Annotated in this window: 17 protein-coding genes; 13 read left to right on the top strand and 4 right to left on the bottom strand. The window is 61.7% G+C overall.

Annotated features, from left to right (window positions below):
• The first annotated feature begins 252 nt into the window (after positions 1–252).
• The 9 genes from NKH16_RS12645 to NKH16_RS12605 all read left to right on the top strand — a co-directional run bounded on the left by NKH16_RS12645 (position 253) and on the right by NKH16_RS12605 (position 9,806).
• Positions 253–1,494: a phosphopentomutase gene (locus NKH16_RS12645; protein ID WP_352899676.1), complete on the top strand. Its 1,242-nt coding sequence runs from the start codon at positions 253–255 to the stop codon at positions 1,492–1,494.
• Complete coding sequence (gene mutM / locus NKH16_RS12640; protein WP_352899673.1) at positions 1,487–2,377, top strand: bifunctional DNA-formamidopyrimidine glycosylase/DNA-(apurinic or apyrimidinic site) lyase; 891 nt, start codon at positions 1,487–1,489, stop codon at positions 2,375–2,377. The genes NKH16_RS12645 and mutM overlap by 8 nt, the downstream gene beginning before the upstream one ends.
• A 24-nt stretch (positions 2,378–2,401) precedes the next feature.
• A complete protein-coding gene (locus tag NKH16_RS12635; protein ID WP_352448613.1) occupies positions 2,402–3,175 on the top strand; it encodes an enoyl-CoA hydratase in 774 nt (257 codons plus the stop codon).
• A 160-nt stretch (positions 3,176–3,335) separates the two neighbouring features.
• Entirely contained in the window at positions 3,336–3,602 is a 267-nt protein-coding gene (gene rpsT, locus NKH16_RS12630) for a 30S ribosomal protein S20 (protein ID WP_023676922.1), read from the top strand.
• A gap of 840 nt (positions 3,603–4,442) precedes the next feature.
• Positions 4,443–5,990 carry a chromosomal replication initiator protein DnaA gene (gene dnaA / locus NKH16_RS12625; protein ID WP_502911692.1) on the top strand — a complete coding sequence of 516 codons (1,548 nt, stop codon included), beginning with the start codon at positions 4,443–4,445 and terminating at the stop codon, positions 5,988–5,990.
• A gap of 199 nt (positions 5,991–6,189) precedes the next feature.
• Complete coding sequence (dnaN, locus tag NKH16_RS12620; RefSeq protein ID WP_023676920.1) at positions 6,190–7,308, top strand: DNA polymerase III subunit beta; 1,119 nt, start codon at positions 6,190–6,192, stop codon at positions 7,306–7,308.
• A 26-nt stretch (positions 7,309–7,334) separates the two neighbouring features.
• A complete protein-coding gene (gene recF, locus NKH16_RS12615) occupies positions 7,335–8,483 on the top strand; it encodes a DNA replication/repair protein RecF (RefSeq protein WP_352576939.1) in 1,149 nt (382 codons plus the stop codon).
• 76 nt (positions 8,484–8,559) lie between these two features.
• Positions 8,560–9,321 (top strand): molybdopterin-synthase adenylyltransferase MoeB, encoded by a 762-nt coding sequence (locus tag NKH16_RS12610; RefSeq protein WP_031211813.1) that lies wholly within the window; start codon positions 8,560–8,562, stop codon positions 9,319–9,321.
• On the top strand, positions 9,318–9,806 hold the full coding sequence (locus NKH16_RS12605; protein ID WP_352899666.1) for a GNAT family N-acetyltransferase: 489 nt from the start codon (positions 9,318–9,320) through the stop codon (positions 9,804–9,806). The genes NKH16_RS12610 and NKH16_RS12605 overlap by 4 nt, the downstream gene beginning before the upstream one ends.
• Positions 9,807–9,870: 64 nt before the next feature.
• Here the strand turns inward: NKH16_RS12605 and NKH16_RS12600 are convergent, their stop codons facing one another.
• Entirely contained in the window at positions 9,871–10,872 is a 1,002-nt protein-coding gene (locus NKH16_RS12600; RefSeq protein WP_352899663.1) for a 2-hydroxyacid dehydrogenase, read from the bottom strand.
• Between the two features lie 157 nt (positions 10,873–11,029).
• Here NKH16_RS12600 and NKH16_RS12595 point away from each other — a divergent pair, with 157 nt between their 5' ends.
• Positions 11,030–11,587: an SH3 domain-containing protein gene (locus tag NKH16_RS12595; RefSeq protein WP_352899660.1), complete on the top strand. Its 558-nt coding sequence runs from the start codon at positions 11,030–11,032 to the stop codon at positions 11,585–11,587.
• Positions 11,588–11,668: 81 nt separating this feature from the next.
• On the opposite strand, the gene NKH16_RS12590 is transcribed toward NKH16_RS12595, so the two are convergent.
• Both NKH16_RS12590 and irrA read right to left on the bottom strand, forming a co-directional pair.
• Entirely contained in the window at positions 11,669–12,028 is a 360-nt protein-coding gene (locus NKH16_RS12590) for a DUF4260 domain-containing protein (protein ID WP_023676914.1), read from the bottom strand.
• Positions 12,029–12,038: 10 nt separating this feature from the next.
• Entirely contained in the window at positions 12,039–12,470 is a 432-nt protein-coding gene (gene irrA / locus NKH16_RS12585) for an iron response transcriptional regulator IrrA (RefSeq protein WP_023676913.1), read from the bottom strand.
• Positions 12,471–12,710: 240 nt separating this feature from the next.
• Between irrA and fabA the strand changes: the two genes are divergently transcribed.
• The 3 genes from fabA (at position 12,711) to fabI (ending at position 15,399) form a co-directional block, all read left to right on the top strand.
• Positions 12,711–13,229 carry a 3-hydroxyacyl-[acyl-carrier-protein] dehydratase FabA gene (fabA, locus tag NKH16_RS12580; RefSeq protein ID WP_023676912.1) on the top strand — a complete coding sequence of 173 codons (519 nt, stop codon included), beginning with the start codon at positions 12,711–12,713 and terminating at the stop codon, positions 13,227–13,229.
• A gap of 123 nt (positions 13,230–13,352) precedes the next feature.
• On the top strand, positions 13,353–14,573 hold the full coding sequence (gene fabB, locus NKH16_RS12575; protein ID WP_352448609.1) for a beta-ketoacyl-ACP synthase I: 1,221 nt from the start codon (positions 13,353–13,355) through the stop codon (positions 14,571–14,573).
• Between the two features lie 13 nt (positions 14,574–14,586).
• The gene (fabI, locus tag NKH16_RS12570; protein WP_023676910.1) at positions 14,587–15,399 is read left to right on the top strand and encodes an enoyl-ACP reductase FabI; all 813 of its coding nucleotides are present in this window, start codon (positions 14,587–14,589) and stop codon (positions 15,397–15,399) included.
• Positions 15,400–15,435: 36 nt separating this feature from the next.
• On the opposite strand, the gene NKH16_RS12565 is transcribed toward fabI, so the two are convergent.
• The gene (locus NKH16_RS12565; RefSeq protein ID WP_352899657.1) at positions 15,436–16,449 is read right to left on the bottom strand and encodes a class I SAM-dependent methyltransferase; all 1,014 of its coding nucleotides are present in this window, start codon (positions 16,447–16,449) and stop codon (positions 15,436–15,438) included.
• Between the last annotated feature and the right edge of the window lie 44 nt (positions 16,450–16,493).

The raw sequence follows: 16,493 nt of genomic DNA, 5'->3' as shown, positions 1-16,493 counted from the left end.
AATATCGCGCCACCGGCTCGCGCCAGGTTTGTGCAAGACGCATCCAGCAGCAAAGCCAGTACGTCGGCGAATGCTGTCAGGGCAAGCCTCATGCGAGCTCCGCGCCGCGCATTTCCATCCGCAGATCGACCATGCCGCGATTCGTCTCTCCGGGACCAGCACGCCAAGCCGTGCTGTTTGGGTTTCCGAATTGCCAATGGCGGCGCGGAACCCTATGTCTGAGCCAACACACAGGCAATGATGAACCTTTCGATGGCACGCGCCTTCCTTTTTGTCCTCGACTCCTTCGGCATCGGCGGCGCGGCCGATGCCGAACGTTATGGCGACACCGGCTCCAATACGTTCGCACACATCGCGCGGGCCTGCGCAGAAGGCCGCGCCGATCGCGAAGGCCTGCGTGCCGGACCCCTTCTTGTACCAAACATGCTCGCACTCGGCCTCGGCCAGGCCGCGGCAACGGCGACGGGTTTCAGGTTCGAGAATGCCGGCAGTGCGCCGCTTGCCGCCGCCTTTCACGGCGCGGCCCAAGAGGTTTCGAGCGGCAAGGACACGCCATCGGGCCATTGGGAAATAGCCGGCCTGCCGGTCCGTTTCGACTGGGGTTACTTCCCAGACAAGATTCCCGCCTTTCCGGCCGAGTTGACCGAAGCAATGGTGCGTGAAGGGAAGGTGCCTGGCATCCTCGGCAATTGCCATGCTCCGGGCACCGAGATTATCGAACGATTCGGCGAAGACCATATCCGCACCGGTAAGCCGATCTGCTACACCTCGATCGACTCCGTCCTGCAGATCGCCGCGCATGAGGTTCATTTCGGCCTGGAACGGCTTTACGAGTTCTGCAAAGTGGTGCGCAGGCTCGTCGATCCGCTGAATATCGGCCGCGTCATCGCGAGGCCGTTTATCGGTGAAACCGCCGCCACGTTCGAGCGAACGCATAATCGTCGCGACTATGCCGTACCGCCGCCGGAACCGACGCTGCTCGATCGGCTGACGGCGCGCGGCAGCCGGGTTATCGCGATCGGCAAGATCGGCGACATTTTCGCCCATCGGGGAATCTCGGAAGTCCGCAAGGCTGCCGGCAACATGGCGATGTTCGACAAAACGCTTGGTGCCATGGAAGACGCCCGCGACGGCGACCTCGTCTTCGCGAACTTTGTCGACTTCGACACCGAGTTCGGGCATCGGCGCGACGTTGCGGGGTACGCCGCCGCACTCGAAGCTTTCGACCGGCGCCTGCCCGAGGCATTCGCACGGCTGAGGCCAGGCGATCTGCTCATTTTGACCGCCGATCACGGCAACGATCCGACGTGGCGCGGCACCGACCACACGCGCGAGCGTATTCCGATTATCGGGACACGGCCGGGTTTCAAAGGCGCAGACATCGGACTGAGGACAACATTTGCCGACATCGGCGAAACCGTGGCCGAACATCTCGGGCTGGCGCGCGGCCGTTACGGCACCTCCTTCCATGCCACGATAGGTGGCTATGCCTGAGCTGCCGGAGGTAGAGACAGTCAGGCGCGGTCTGCAGCCAGCCCTTGAAGGTGCCCGCATTGTCGGTGTCGAGGCACGCCGGCCGGATTTGCGGTTTCCGTTCCCCGAGAGATTTTCGGAGCGGCTGACCGGCAAGACGATTGCGGCGCTCGGCCGCCGTGCCAAATATCTGACAATGCACATGGACAACGGCCCGGTTCTGATCTGCCATCTCGGCATGTCGGGTTCGTTTCGCATCGAAACGGCCGACGAGAGCGCAACGCCCGGCGCGTTCCACCACGAACGTTCGAAAAACACTGCTCACGATCACGTCGTCTTCGACATCGCATCCCCTGCCGGCGTCCGCTCTCGCGTGATCTTCAACGACCCGCGCCGCTTCGGGTTCATGCTGTTTTCGGAAGGCGAGCCCGACATGCATCCGATGCTGGCGGGATTAGGCGTCGAGCCTACAGGCAACGCACTGGACGGCGCGCTGCTCGCTTCGTTGCTGAAAGGTCGCAAGTCACCGCTGAAAGCGGCACTTCTGGACCAGAGGCTGATTGCCGGGCTAGGCAATATCTACGTCTCGGAAGCGCTTTGGCGGGCCGGCCTGTCGCCGCTGCGCGAAGCGGGCACCCTCGCGAGAGCCGGCAAGAAAGCCAAAGAGCAGAGCGCACGCCTGGCCGAAGCAATCCGCTCGGTCGTCGCCGATGCGATCGCCGCCGGCGGCTCGTCGTTGCGCGATTATATGCAGACCGATGGATCGCTGGGCTACTTCCAGCATTCCTTCGCGGTTTACGATCGCGAGGGGGAAGCCTGCTCCAAGCCTGGTTGTGGCGGCCACATCGAGCGTATCGTGCAAAGCGGTCGTTCGACTTTCCACTGCCGGGCCTGTCAGGCTTGAACCAGAAGCGAGGAGGAGCAAAGCATGGGCTATGAAACCATCATCGTCGAAACCCGCGGCAAGGTCGGGCTGATTACGCTGAACCGGCCGCAGGCGCTCAACGCGCTGAATTCACAAGTGCTGGCGGAACTGGTCGCGTCGGTGAATAGCATGGGCGCCAATGCCGACATCGGCGCCATGGTCATCACTGGTTCGGAAAAGGCTTTCGCGGCAGGTGCCGATATCAAGGAAATGCAGTCCATCTCCTATGTGGATGCCTATCTGCAGGATTTCTTCGTCGGCTGGGAAGAATTTACGCGGGCACGAAAGCCGATCATCGCGGCGGTGGCGGGCTATGCGCTGGGGGGCGGCTGCGAACTGGCGATGATGTGCGACTTCATCATCGCCGCCGACACCGCCAAGTTTGGCCAACCCGAGATCACGCTGGGCGTCATGCCCGGCATGGGCGGATCGCAGCGCCTGACCCGCTTTGTCGGCAAGTCGAAGGCGATGGATATGTGCCTGACGGGTCGAATGATGGACGCAGCCGAGGCCGAGCGTTCCGGCCTTGTCTCGCGCGTGGTGCCAGCCGGCGAGTTGATCGAGGAAGCGCTTAAGGCAGCGTCCAAGATCGCTGGTTTTTCCTTGCCGTCGGTGATGATGGCAAAGGAGGCCGTCAACCGCGCCTATGAGACGACGCTCACCGAGGGTCTGCGGTTCGAGCGCCGGCTATTTCATTCGCTGTTTGCGCTGGATGACCAGAAGGAAGGCATGGCGGCCTTCAGCGGCAAGCGGAAGCCGAATTTCACGAACCGATGAGATGACGAAGGCGCCGGTCAAAAAGAAATCGCTGCAGCGTTGACGCGCCGGAAAAGCTGAACTATAAGCCGCACCAACCGAGGCGGCCCTGTGGCTGCCCGTTTGTTTTTTGCGCCCTGCGGTATCCCGCAAGCGCCCACCAGATCAGAAGAGAGGCACCATGGCCAATACCTCCTCGGCCAAAAAGGCAACGCGCAAGATCGCCCGTCGCGCAGCGATCAACAAGAACCGCCGCTCCCGCGTCCGGACCTACATCCGCCAGGTCGAAGAGGCGCTCGCGGCTGGCGATAAGGCGGCCGCACAGGCTGCCTTCAAGGTGGCCGAGCCGGAATTGATGCGCGCCGCGACCAAGGGCGTGGTGCACAAGAACACGGCATCGCGCAAGGTGTCGCGGCTGGCCCAACGGGTCAAGGTGCTGTCGGCCTAATATACCTTTTCCTGAACTGCGCTTCTTCAAACCCGGCCAATCGCGCCGGGTTTTTTTCGTTTGCCGGCAAGTACTTAAAAGAAAGCCTGCAAAATGGCGCTCCGCGGGCATTTCAAAGTTCGAAATGCTTTGCCGGCATATACATGCCTGCTGATATTCGCAGCCTTCGAAACCGCCAATGCGAAAATTTCCGAACGTCACAGATTACTGTTTTTTTTCAGAGGCTTACCGATGGTGATCCACAGCTTGTTCACATCGGCTGTGGCCGATAGGCGGCAATTGGCTGTCAAGTGAATTATTTCAGAAAATTTCGCATTGTGTGGCCTTTTTCACATTCGCCGGAAAAGGGTTTGAATCACAATGGCTTTGTCAAAATCAACTGTTGCGGCATGGCGTTCGAAACGTCCCTTGCTAGTCAGATTCCTTAAAAATCCGTTAGGGGTGGCCTTGCCCTATCCACAGCGATTTCGGTAATGTCTGTCCATCGAAGGGACGGGCCCTTGGCCCTTGACCAGCCTGAAACCGGCCAGCTCAAATTGGCAGAGTTTACAGCGCGGATTCAACTCCGCGGACGGAGTTGGTTTGTCTTTTCGATACGGTAGGGGACTGGCGTAATTGTACATGGCAGGTCGACGGTGCGCCGGCGGTTTTTCGCCGGACGGCATTTTGTTGCCCTGACATGACCAAAGCGGATCGGCTCTTCGGCGCCGGACCGACAACGAGGCGATTCATCAGCCGGCGGCGGCGATGGTGTCGCAGCGAAGACACGGTCGCCGGAAACATGGATGCAGGAGGCGCATCCCCGGCGGAAAACAGGTACAAGAGACAAGGAACTCGATCATGCAGAGCGGCGGCATCGAAAGGGAGCTTACAGGCGACCTCCCATTTCCTGGAACGTTAATCGGAAGGAACGACATGGCGGCTTCCAATGAAGCTGAACAGAAGTTCGATCGGGTCAAGGCCCAGTTGAAGGCGCGTCTGGGAACCGAGGTCTATTCGAGCTGGTTCGGGCGCATGAAGGTCGCTGAATCCTCTAAGGGCATTGTCCGCATCTCGGTGCCAACCGCATTCCTGCGTTCATGGATCAACGGCCACTATCTCGATCTCATCACCGAGTTGTGGAAGCACGAGGATCCGGAGATCCTCAAGATCGAGATCGTGGTTCGCACCGCCACACGGCAGGGCCGCAACAGCGTCGAGCCAGAAGTGGCCCCGGCGCGCAAGATGACCAGGCAGACGCAAACCGCGCTCTCTGCGGGCACGGCGAGCCCCAGCAGGGTCGAACGGGTCCCGGTACCCCGCCCGGGGATGTCGGCAGAAACCGAGTTCCGGCACAATGTTCTCGGTTCGCCACTCGATCCGCGCTACACTTTCACCTCCTTCATCGAAGGACCATCGAACCGAGTGGCTTTTGCCGCGGCCAAGGCGGTCGCGGAATCGCAGTCGAGCGCGGTGCGTTTCAATCCGCTCTTTCTTCACGCGACGGTCGGGCTGGGCAAAACGCACCTGTTGCAGGCGATCGCCGCAGAATCGCTGAAGCAGAATCCGAAATCGCGGGTCGTCTATCTGACGGCTGAGTATTTCATGTGGCGGTTCGCCACCGCGATCCGCGACAACAACGCACTGACGCTGAAAGAACAGCTGCGCGACATCGACCTCCTCATCATCGACGACATGCAGTTCCTGCAGGGCAAGTCGATCCAGCACGAATTCTGCCATTTGATCAACATGCTGCTCGACAGCGCCAAGCAAGTGGTGGTCGCTGCCGACCGGCCGCCGTCGGAATTGGAGTCGCTGGAGCCACGCGTCCGCTCGCGCCTCAACGGCGGCGTCGCGCTGGAAATGTCAGCCCCGGATTTCGCCATGCGTATCGGTATGCTCAAGCTCAGGCTTGCCACCGCCAAGCTCGATGATGCGTCGCTCGATATTTCCGAAGAGATCCTCAACCACGTCGCCCGCACTGTGACCGGCAGCGGACGCGAGCTCGAAGGTGCCTTCAACCAGCTTTTGTTTCGTCAATCCTTCGAACCGCAGATCACCATCGACCGCATCGACGAGATCCTTGGCCACATCTATCGTTCGGGCGAACCCAAGCGGGTGCGTATCGAGGACATCCAGCGCATCGTCGCGCGCCACTACAACGTGTCGAAGACCGAACTTCTGTCCAACCGGCGCACACGCACCATCGTCAAGCCACGGCAGGTCGCCATGTATCTGTCGAAGGTGATGACGCCGCGCTCGCTGCCGGAGATCGGGCGGCGGTTCGGCGGTCGTGACCATACGACCGTGCTGCATGCGGTGCGCAAGATCGAGGATCTTTCCGGTGCCGACAACACACTGGCGCAGGAACTCGAATTGCTGAGAAGGCTGATCAACGACCAGGCCTGACGGCCCGAAAAACGCCGGCTCGCGGACTCCGGCCTTTTTATCCCCAGAAAGCCCGTGCAGCCGGTCCGAACCGGTGGCGCGGGCTTGCGTTTGCCGGGTTTTTCCTGTCAGTTTACGCAGATTCTGAGCCTGTTCAGACCTTTCGCGGGGCGCCGCTTGCCGGAGACCCGTTCATTCATTCAAGCGAGCCTGTTTCGTCATGCGTGTTATCCTGGAACGGTCAAATCTCCTGAAGTCGCTCAACCATGTTCACCGCGTTGTCGAGCGGCGCAATACCATTCCGATCCTGTCGAACGTGCTGCTCAGCGCCGAGGGGGCCAGCCTTGAAATGAAGGCGACCGACCTCGACCTGGAGGTGACCGAAGCAACGCCGGCAAAGGTCGAACGTGGCGGGGCGACGACGGTCCCGGCACATCTGCTCTACGACATCGTGCGCAAGCTTGCCGACGGCGCGGAGGTGGCGCTGAAGACCGACGAAGACGGCAATGCCATGACGGTGACGTCGGGGCGCTCGAGCTTCCGCCTGCAATGCCTGCCGCAGTCCGACTTTCCCGAGCTTTCAGCCGGGTCGTTCTCGCATATTTTCCGGCTCGATTCCGTCGGACTAAAGGGCCTCATCGAAAAGACCCAGTTCGCCATCTCGACCGAGGAGACGCGCTATTATCTGAACGGCATTTATCTGCACACGCACGAGGCCGGCGGCAAGCTGAAGCTGCGCTCTGTCGCGACCGACGGCCACCGGCTGGCGCGCGCAGAGATCGATGCGCCGGCAGGCTCTGAGGGCATGCCTGGCGTCATAATCCCGCGAAAGACGGTCAGCGAGCTGCAAAAGCTGGTCGACGATCCCGATGTTGCAGTCACCACCGAGTTGTCCGACACCAAGATTCGTTTCACCATCGGCAGCGTTATCTTGACCTCCAAGCTGATCGACGGCACTTTCCCGGACTACCAGCGCGTCATTCCGACCGGCAACGACAAGAAGCTGATTATCGATCGCCAGAGTTTCGCCGCTGCCGTCGATCGCGTTTCGACCATTTCGTCCGAACGCGGCCGGGCGGTGAAGCTTTCGATCGCCGAAGGGCAGGTCACGCTTGCGGTCAACAACCCGGATTCGGGCAGTGCCACCGAGGAACTGGCGGCCGACTATTCGTCCGATCCGATCGAAATCGGCTTCAACGCCAAATACCTGCTCGACGTTGCCGCGCAACTGACCGGCACGGAGGCGAAGTTCATGCTGGCGGATGCCGGTTCCCCGACGCTGATCCACGATATGGCCGACGAGACCGCGCTCTACGTGCTGATGCCGATGCGGGTGTAGGGCCCGAACGGGGCCATCTTGCTGTCGTGACCAGATCTGCAAAACCGCAGCAGACGTACATAAGTAAGCTCACACTTACGAATTTCCGCAACTATGCGGCGTTGGCAATCGACCTTGATCCCGGTGCTGTGGTTTTCTCCGGCGACAATGGCGCCGGCAAGACCAATCTGCTTGAAGCGATCTCGCTGCTCACGCCGGGCCGCGGCCTGCGCCGCGCACCCTATTCCGAGGTGGCGCGCGAAGGCGGCGACGGTGGCTTTGCGCTGCATGCCCGGCTTGACGGGCCGGAAGGCCAGGTCGAGATCGGTACCGGAATATCGGGCAGCGACGGCGAAGCCGGCCGGCGGGTGCGGATCAACGGCGCGACGGCACGCTCAGCCGAAGACATGCTGGAATGGCTGCGCGTGGTCTGGCTGACACCGGCCATGGACGGCCTGTTCCCCGGGCCGGCTGCCGACCGCCGGCGCTTCCTAGACCGGCTGGTGCTGGCGATCGATCCTGGCCACGGCCAGCGCGCGCTTGACTACGAAAAGGCAATGCGCGGCCGCAACAGACTGCTCGCCGACGGTTCACGCGACGGTGCCTGGTTCGATGCGATCGAGATGCAAATGGCCGAGACCGGCGTGGCGATTGCCGCGGCGCGTGCCGAACTGGTGCGCCTGCTCGCCGCCATGATCGACCGGCTGCCCGGCGACGGACCGTTTCCGCAAGCCGACATCGGCATCTCTGGCGAACTGGAAGGCGAACTCGGTATTTTGCCGGCCGTCGACGTAGAGGAACGGTTCCGTCGTGCGCTTGCCCAGGGGCGCGACCGCGACCGCACCGCCGGACGCACGCTCGACGGCCCGCACCGTTCCGACCTCGTGGTGCGCCACCGGCCCAAGGCGATGCCGGCCGAGCTCTGTTCGACCGGCGAGCAGAAGGCGCTGCTGGTCGGCATTGTCTTGTCGCATGCGCGGCTAACCGGCGAGATGTCGGGCATGACACCGATCCTGCTGCTCGACGAGATCGCCGCCCATCTCGACGGCGGTCGACGGGCGGCCTTGTTCTCGATCCTGGAGGAACTAAACTGCCAGGCCTTCATGACCGGGACCGATGCCGCGTTGTTTGACAGCCTCAAGGGACGCGCGCAATTCCTGACCGTCGATCACGGCACGGTCAGGCCGACCATTTGAACTTGGTTCATGGCGCACTTCTGAGCGGCATGCATTGATACCTGACAAGCTTTTTCCTCCGCTATATGGTCCGGCGATGATCACAGCCGCCCTCACCGATGAAGAGCTCGAACGCTACGCCCGCCACATCGTGCTGCCCGAGATCGGCGGCGCCGGCCAGCAGCGGCTGAAGCGGGCGCGGGTGCTCGTCATTGGCGCCGGCGGATTGGGTGCGCCGGTGCTCGAATATCTCGCCGCCGCAGGGATTGGCACTCTCGGTATCGTCGACGACGACATCGTTTCGCTTTCCAACCTGCAACGACAAGTGATCCACGCCACGGGCGATGTCGGGGTGGCGAAAACCGACAGCGCCAGAGCGGCGATCATCCGCATCAATCCAAACGTCGTCGTGGAAGAGCACAATTTCAGGCTGACCGTGGACAACGCCCCTACCCTCATTGCCCGTTATGACATCGTCGTTGACGGCTCCGACAATTTCGAGACACGCTACGCGGTGGCCGACGCCTGCGCCGCGGAAAGCCGGCCGCTCGTGCATGCCGCCGTTGGCCGCTTCGACGGCTCGGTCACCGTACTGAAGCCATTCGAAACCGGCCCGGACGGCAAGTTGAACCCAAGCTACCGCGATCTCTTTCCCGAGGCGCCGCCGCCGGGACTGGTGCCATCCTGCGCGGTGGCCGGCATTGTCGGCGCGCTGACCGGGGTCATCGGCACGCTGCAAGCCATGGAAGCGATCAAGCTGATCACCGGGATTGGCGAGCCGCTGGTCGGACGACTGCTGCTCTACGATGCGCTGGCGGCACGCTTCGACACGATCCGCTACAAGCGAACCAGCCCGTGAGCCTGCCTGCCGACGTTTCCATCGTGCAGCTTGCGGCCGATTTCGACCGTTGGGACGAGGTGCTGGCGCTGGTCATGCGCGCCTTCGCCTTTATGGACGGGGTTATTGACCCGCCGTCCTCGGCGCATCGGCTCACCGTTGAAAATCTCAGGGCTAGAGCGCTGGAGGAGACAGCATTCCTGGCGCTGAAGGAAAACGAGATCGTCGGTTGCGTCTTCATCCTGAAGCGCGCAGACGAGCTCTATGTTGGAAAGCTCGCGGTCGAGCCGCTTCTTCAGGGACAAGGCATTGGAAAACAGCTGATGCAGGCCGTCGAAGATCTTGCCCGCAGCCACAACAGGACCGCCATCGAGCTCCAGACGCGGGTCGAGCTGACCGGAAATCACGCAGCCTTTGCCCGCCTCGGTTTTCGTGAAACCGAACGGACAGCGCACAAGGGCTACGACCGGCCGACCTCAATCACCATGCGCAAGGCGTTTTCGTAAGCCAAAGCTATCCAACGACGAACGCGCGGTTGCCGCGGCAAGACCGTGCCGGCGTGACGGCAGGTCACGCCCTCAACGGCAGCACGCGGTCGGGCGGGCGATGACCATCGAAGAAGGCGCGGATAGTGATGATCACCTTCTCGCCCATGTCGATACGGCCTTCGAGCGTCGCCGAACCCATATGCGGCAACAGCACGACCTTGCCTTTGTGGGCAAGCTTCAGCAGCTTGCTGTTCAGCGCCGGCTCGTGCTCGTAGACGTCGAGGCCGGCGCCAGCGATCTTGCCGTCATGGATGAGCTTGACCAGCGATTCCTCATCGATGATATCGCCGCGCGCGGTGTTGACTATGTAAGCTGACGGTTGCAGAAGCGCCAGCCGCCGTGCCGAAAGCAGGTGGAAGGTTGCCGGTGTCGATGGACAATTGACCGAGATAATGTCCATGCGGGCGAGCATCTGGTCAAGGCTTTCCCAATACGTCGCTTCCAACTCGTCCTCGATTGCCGGCAGTACGCGGTGGCGGTTGTGGTAGTGGATCGAGAGGCCAAACGCCTTGGCGCGCCTGGCGACAGCGGTGCCGATGCGACCCATGCCGACAATGCCGAGCCGTTTGCCCCAGATGCGCCGGCCGAGCATCCAGGTCGGCGACCAGCCCGCCCATTTCTTATCGCCGGTCAGCACGTTGGCGCCTTCAGCCAGCCGCCGCGGTACGGCCAGCATCAGCGCCATGGTCATGTCGGCCGTATCTTCGGTCAACACGTTCGGCGTGTTGGTGACGGTGATGCCTTTCTTGGCCGCTGCCGCAACGTCGATCTTGTCGACGCCATTACCGAAGTTGGCGATCAGCTTGAGGTTGTCGCCGGCCTGGGCAATCAGCGCCGCGTCGATATTGTCGGTCACAGTCGGCACCAGCACGTCGGCCTCCTTGACCGCCGCCACCAGTTCCGGCTGCGTCATCGGCCTGTCCTCCACATTCAAGCGGGCGTCGAACAACTCGCGCATGCGGGTCTCGACTACGTCGGGCAACTTGCGCGTGATGACGACGAGGGGCTTCTTTTTGCCTGTCATTGTTTCCTCGAACCCGATCTCGTTGAGACCTCTTTAACCAAGAACGGCGAAACTGAGAGCCGATCGCGGTACCGGTCATCCATGTAACAAGCGGTTCCGCCGAAGACAAAGAAAAATGGGCGCGAAGGCCGATGGGCGGGCGCCGAAAGGAACGAAAGTGTCTGGTTTCGCGTCGCTCCGCCTGACCCTCAGTGCAGCATTCCTCGGCGCTCTCATCCACAGCCCACTGGTGATGGCGCAAAGTGCCGCCGCACCCGCCCAGCGCGTCACGCTCGGACCAAGCGGCTTGCCGCTGCCGCGCTTCGTCAGCCTGAAATCCGGCCGCGTCAACTCGCGCGTTGGGCCGGGCGTCAATTATTCCGTCGACTGGATGTATATGAAGCCAGGCCTGCCGATGGAGATCATCCAGGAGTTCGATACGTGGCGCCGTGTGCGTGATGCCGACGGCTCGGAAGGCTGGATCAATCAGTCGCTGCTTTCGGGCCGTCGCACGGCGATTGTCGCCCCCTGGCAGCGCGGCAAGGACGCTCGCGTCAACCTCCTTGACGACCCGGCAAAAGATGCAGGCGTCATTGCGATCCTCGAACCGGGGGTGATGGGCACAATCAAGTCCTGCGATGGCCAATGGTGCCAAATGACCTTCGACGGCCATACCGGCTGGCTCGCACAGTCGCTCGTCTGGGGTGCCTATCCCGGCGAAAAGGTCAAGAACTGACCTTTCCGAACCGGAGGTCAGGCCAGCGCTGCAAGCACCGGATCCGGCATTTGTTTCGCTGATCTTCGGTTCGGGGATGGTTTAGCGGCCGATGCGGCCGAGATGGGTATCCTGGAAACTGCTCGACAGCTTCAAACCATAGCCCAGAGCGCGGTCGATGGCGATGTGGGCGATCCAGATCAGTGCGACAGCTATCGCCATTGCATTGTCAAAGACGCTGCCGACAAGCGCCAGCAGAACGGGCAAGATCAGTATGTGCAAGGCGTTGTAGGCGACCGCCCCGACGCGCGGCCCGGCCATGTAACCCAGCATCGACAGGTCGGGCGCCAGAATGAGCACGGCAAACAGCCACCAGGAAACACCGGCGATTGCATAGAAGACAAGAGCCGCCACCGCGACAGCGACCCATTCGAGCCGGAGCGTCAAATCCAGGAATTTCATAAGGCGCCGGTCAGTCGCAGCGTTTCGGACGCAGTCTCACCACGATATCGACATTGGCGATCTCCATGCCCTCCGGCGGTTCCGGCAGGTTGGAAACCGTCACCGGGCCGCTGTCGATATCGAAGATCCTGTTTTCGCCCTCGATATAGAAATGATGGTGATCGGAGGTGTTGGTGTCGAAATAAGTCTTCGATCCCTCGACGGCAAGGATGCGCAGAAGACCGGCCTGGGTAAACTGGTGCAGAGCATTGTAGACGGTGGCCAGAGACACCGGCACCCCGGCGGCAAGCGCCTCCTCGTGCAGTTCCTCGGCCGAAAGATGGCGGTCGCCCTTGGCGAAAAGCAGATCGGCCAGCGCGATGCGCTGGCGTGTCGGCCTCAGACCGGCCTCGCGAACGCGCTTGTCCACAGCGACATTATCCTTCCGGCAACCCAGATCCATGTATCCGTCGCGCTCACAGTTCCGCCTCAGACAGGTCCAAAATGGCAGAAATTGAGCATCTGCCGAAACCGGACGTGTCCTGACATATATTCTGTCGACCGAATGCGATCAATAGCGCGCATTGACCCGGGCAGACGGGCAGGTTAAGCGCAAGCGCCGGTTTCCGGCCTGAAACAGATTGTGTTAGGAAACCACCGACAAGGGCGCCTATCGCCCGGGACGATCACGGGGACGAGATTGATGGCGGGTTCGAAATCCAGCTACGGTTACGAGGAATTGCTTGCCTGCGCCCGCGGCGAGCTGTTCGGACCGGGAAATGCGCAGCTGCCCTATCCGCCGATGCTGATGTTCGACCGCATCACCGAGATCAGCGAGACCGGCGGTGCGTTCGACAAGGGTTTCATCCGCGCGGAATTCGATATCAAGCCGGATTTGTGGTTTTTCGCCTGCCATTTCATCGGTAATCCGATCATGCCAGGATGCCTAGGCCTGGACGCCATGTGGCAGTTGACGGGGTTCTATCTCGGATGGCTCGGTGAACCCGGCAAAGGGATGGCGCTGTCGACCGGTGAGGTGAGGTTCAAAGGCATGGTCACGCCTTCGGTCAAGAAGGTGGAGTATGGCGTCGACTTCAAGCGAGTGATGCGCGGTCGGCTTGTGCTTGGCATCGCCGATGGCTGGCTGAAGGCAGATGGCGAGCCCATATACGCGGCAACGGATCTGAAGGTCGGTCTGTCCAAGCAATCGGCCGCCGTCTGAACGAAGACCCTACAGTACGACGTCTTGGACGTCTGATGAACGCTGTAGCACTTTTAATTTTGCGCATGGTTCCATTCCGGAAATTGATTTCAGGTTCGGGGTCGGCGCTGGAAGGAGTTGCGAATGAGACGGGTCGTAGTCACAGGTCTCGGCATCGTGTCGTCGATAGGCAACAATGCCAACGAGGTGCAGACCTCGCTGCACGATGCCAGATCCGGCATCAGCTTCTCCGACTCTTTCGCCGAGCATGGCTTCCGTTGCCGGGTGTGGGGTGCGCCGACGCTGGACCCATCGGGCATGATCGACCGTCGCGCCATGCGCTTCCTGTCGCAGGGTGCTGCCTGGAACCATGTCGCAATGGACCAGGCGATCGCAGACGCCGGCCTCGACGAGGCCGACATCACCAACGAGCGCACCGGTATCGTGATGGGCTCCGGCGGACCGTCGACCCGTGCAATCGTCGAGGCGGCCGAGACCACGGTCAAAAACGGCAGCCCCAAGCGGATCGGGCCGTTCGCAGTGCCAAAAGCGATGTCGTCGACCGCGTCGGCGACGCTTGCCACCTGGTTCAAGATCCACGGCGTCAACTATTCGATCTCATCGGCCTGCTCGACGTCTGCGCATTGCATCGGCAATGGCTACGAGCTGATCCAGTGGGGCAAGCAGGACATCGTCTTCGCCGGCGGCCATGAGGATCTCGACTGGACGATGTCGGATCTCTTCGATGCCATGGGCGCCATGTCGTCCAAGTTCAACGACAGGGCATCGGTCGCCTCACGCGCCTACGACGTCGATCGCGACGGTTTCGTCATTGCCGGCGGCGCCGGCGTGCTGATTCTTGAAGAGCTCGAGCATGCCAAGGCACGCGGCGCCAAGATCTATGCCGAGATCGTCGGCTATGGCGCGACATCGGACGGCTACGACATGGTGGCGCCGTCGGGCGAAGGCGCGGCGCGCTGCATGAAGCAGGCGCTCGCAACGGTGTCCTCGCCGGTCGACTACATCAATACGCACGGCACCTCGACGCCGGTCGGCGACTCCAAGGAAATGGGCGCCATCCGCGAGGTGTTCGGCGAGAAGATGCCTTTCATCACGTCGACCAAATCGCTAACCGGCCATTCTCTGGGCGCCGCCGGCGTGCAGGAATCGATCTACTCGATCCTGATGATGCAAGGCGGCTTCATCGGCGAGAGCGCCCACATTGAGAACCTCGATCCGGAATTCGAGGGCATGCCGATCGTGCGCAAGCGCATCGACGATGCAAGGATCGACACCGTTTTGTCCAATTCGTTCGGTTTCGGTGGCACCAACGCAACGCTGATTTTCCAGCGCTATTCCGCATAAGGATTTGCCGACCATGGACGGATTGATGAAGGGCAAGCGCGGGCTTGTCATGGGTGTTGCCAACGATCATTCGATCGCCTGGGGTATCGCCCGCAAACTGTCCGAACATGGCGCGGACCTCGCCTTCACCTATCAGGGCGAGGCCTTCGGGCGCCGGGTCAAGCCGCTCGCCGAGAAATTGGGCGCATCCCTGGTGGTGCCTTGCGACGTCGAGGACAGCGTGTCGGTCGCCGCGACTTTCGAGACTTTGGGGAAGGCGTGGGGCGGGCTGGATTTCGTCGTCCATGCCATCGGCTTTTCCGACAAGAACGAGCTGAAAGGCCTCTACGCCGACACGAGCCGCGACAACTTCATCCGCACCATGGTGATCTCCTGCTACTCCTTCACCGAGATCGCCCGTCACGCCGCCACATTGATGAAGGATAGCGGTTCGATGATCACGCTGACCTATGCCGGCTCGGTCCGTGTCATGCCGAACTACAACGTTATGGGTGTCGCTAAGGCGGGGCTGGAGGCCAGCGTCCGCTATCTCGCCAACGACTACGGCCCGCGCGGCATCAGGGTGAACGGCATATCGGCGGGACCGGTACGGACGCTTGCGGGCGCCGGGATTTCCGACGCACGCCACATGTTCTCCTACCAGCAGCGCAACTCGCCGCTACGCCGTACAGTGACGATCGACGAAGTCGGCGGCTCCGCGCTCTATTTGCTGTCCGACCTGTCCTCCGGCGTCACCGGCGAAATCCACTATGTCGATTCCGGCTATCACATCGTTTCCATGCCGACGCTTGACGAATTGAAGCAGACCGACGGCGGGCGGGAATAGCGCGAGCGACGTATCGCCGGCTTGCCCCGCAGGATTTCAGCGTCGCGCCGATAAGACCTTGAACATGCCGTCGCGGGCGAGCTCCGCATGGCTGGAGAAGGCGGCCGCCAGCACCGGTTCGTAGGGAAGCTGACGGTTTGCCACCATGAACAGCCGGCCGCCGGGCTTCAGCGCCTTGCCTGCCGCGCGGATCATGCCGGCACCGATTTCCGGCTCAGTCGCCCGGCTGCGGTGAAAGGGCGGGTTCATGACGACCACGTCGTAGCGGCGCTCGACCGGTTCGCTCAAAAGATCTATCCAGAAGAAATGTGGCTCCACGCCTGTGTTGCCGACATTGGCCTTGGCCGCCTCCAGCGCCTCGAAATCCGCTTCGTAAAGGTCAAGCGCCGATATGCCGGGTGAGCGGGCGGCGACTTCGGCGGCGACATAGCCCCAACCGGCACAGAAATCCGCAACGCTGCCACGCAGATCGTTGGGCAGATTTTCGACCAGCAGCTTCGATCCGGCATCGATCTTGTCGAAGGAAAACATGCCTGGGGCCGTGCGGAAGCGGTCCTCGACCACCAAGTCCGGATTGGCGGCGCGAAGCGTTGCCGCGGCAACGGTATCGGCCGGCCGGCGAAACCAGAAGGCAATGCCGTGATGCTTCGGCAGGTGGCCTTCGAGCGGCACAAGGGCGCCGACATGCTTGCGCAGGCTGGCGATTCCATCGTCCTTGCTGCCGGCGACGACGATCAACCCGCCTGGTGCTGCGCGTTCGACCGCTTCGGCAACGCGCAACTCGTTTTGGCCGCGATGGCGGCCAGCGAGCACAAATGCCGCGTCGAAAGCCTCGCCTTCGACCTGCGGCGTGACCGCGAAGCCGGACGCCTGCAAGGCGCGAAAGTGCGGCCTGAAGCCTTGGACAAGATGAAGCTTGGCATCAAACCCTTCCGGCAGGCGAAAGCCGGGCTCGGCACCGAGAAAGAGTATGCGTTCATCCTTTCGTGGCAGGGAAACAGCACCGGCCTCGAACGGATGGAAAAGCGTTTTCAGCGGCTCGGCGGACATTCACCACTCTTGAACTGCAATGCTGTTGTTGAAACGCAAACGGG

The sequence above is a fragment of the Mesorhizobium sp. M1307 genome, assembly GCF_040318155.1.
Classification (GTDB): Bacteria; Pseudomonadota; Alphaproteobacteria; order Rhizobiales; family Rhizobiaceae; genus Mesorhizobium.
This window is presented reverse-complemented; position numbering and strand designations above follow the sequence as displayed.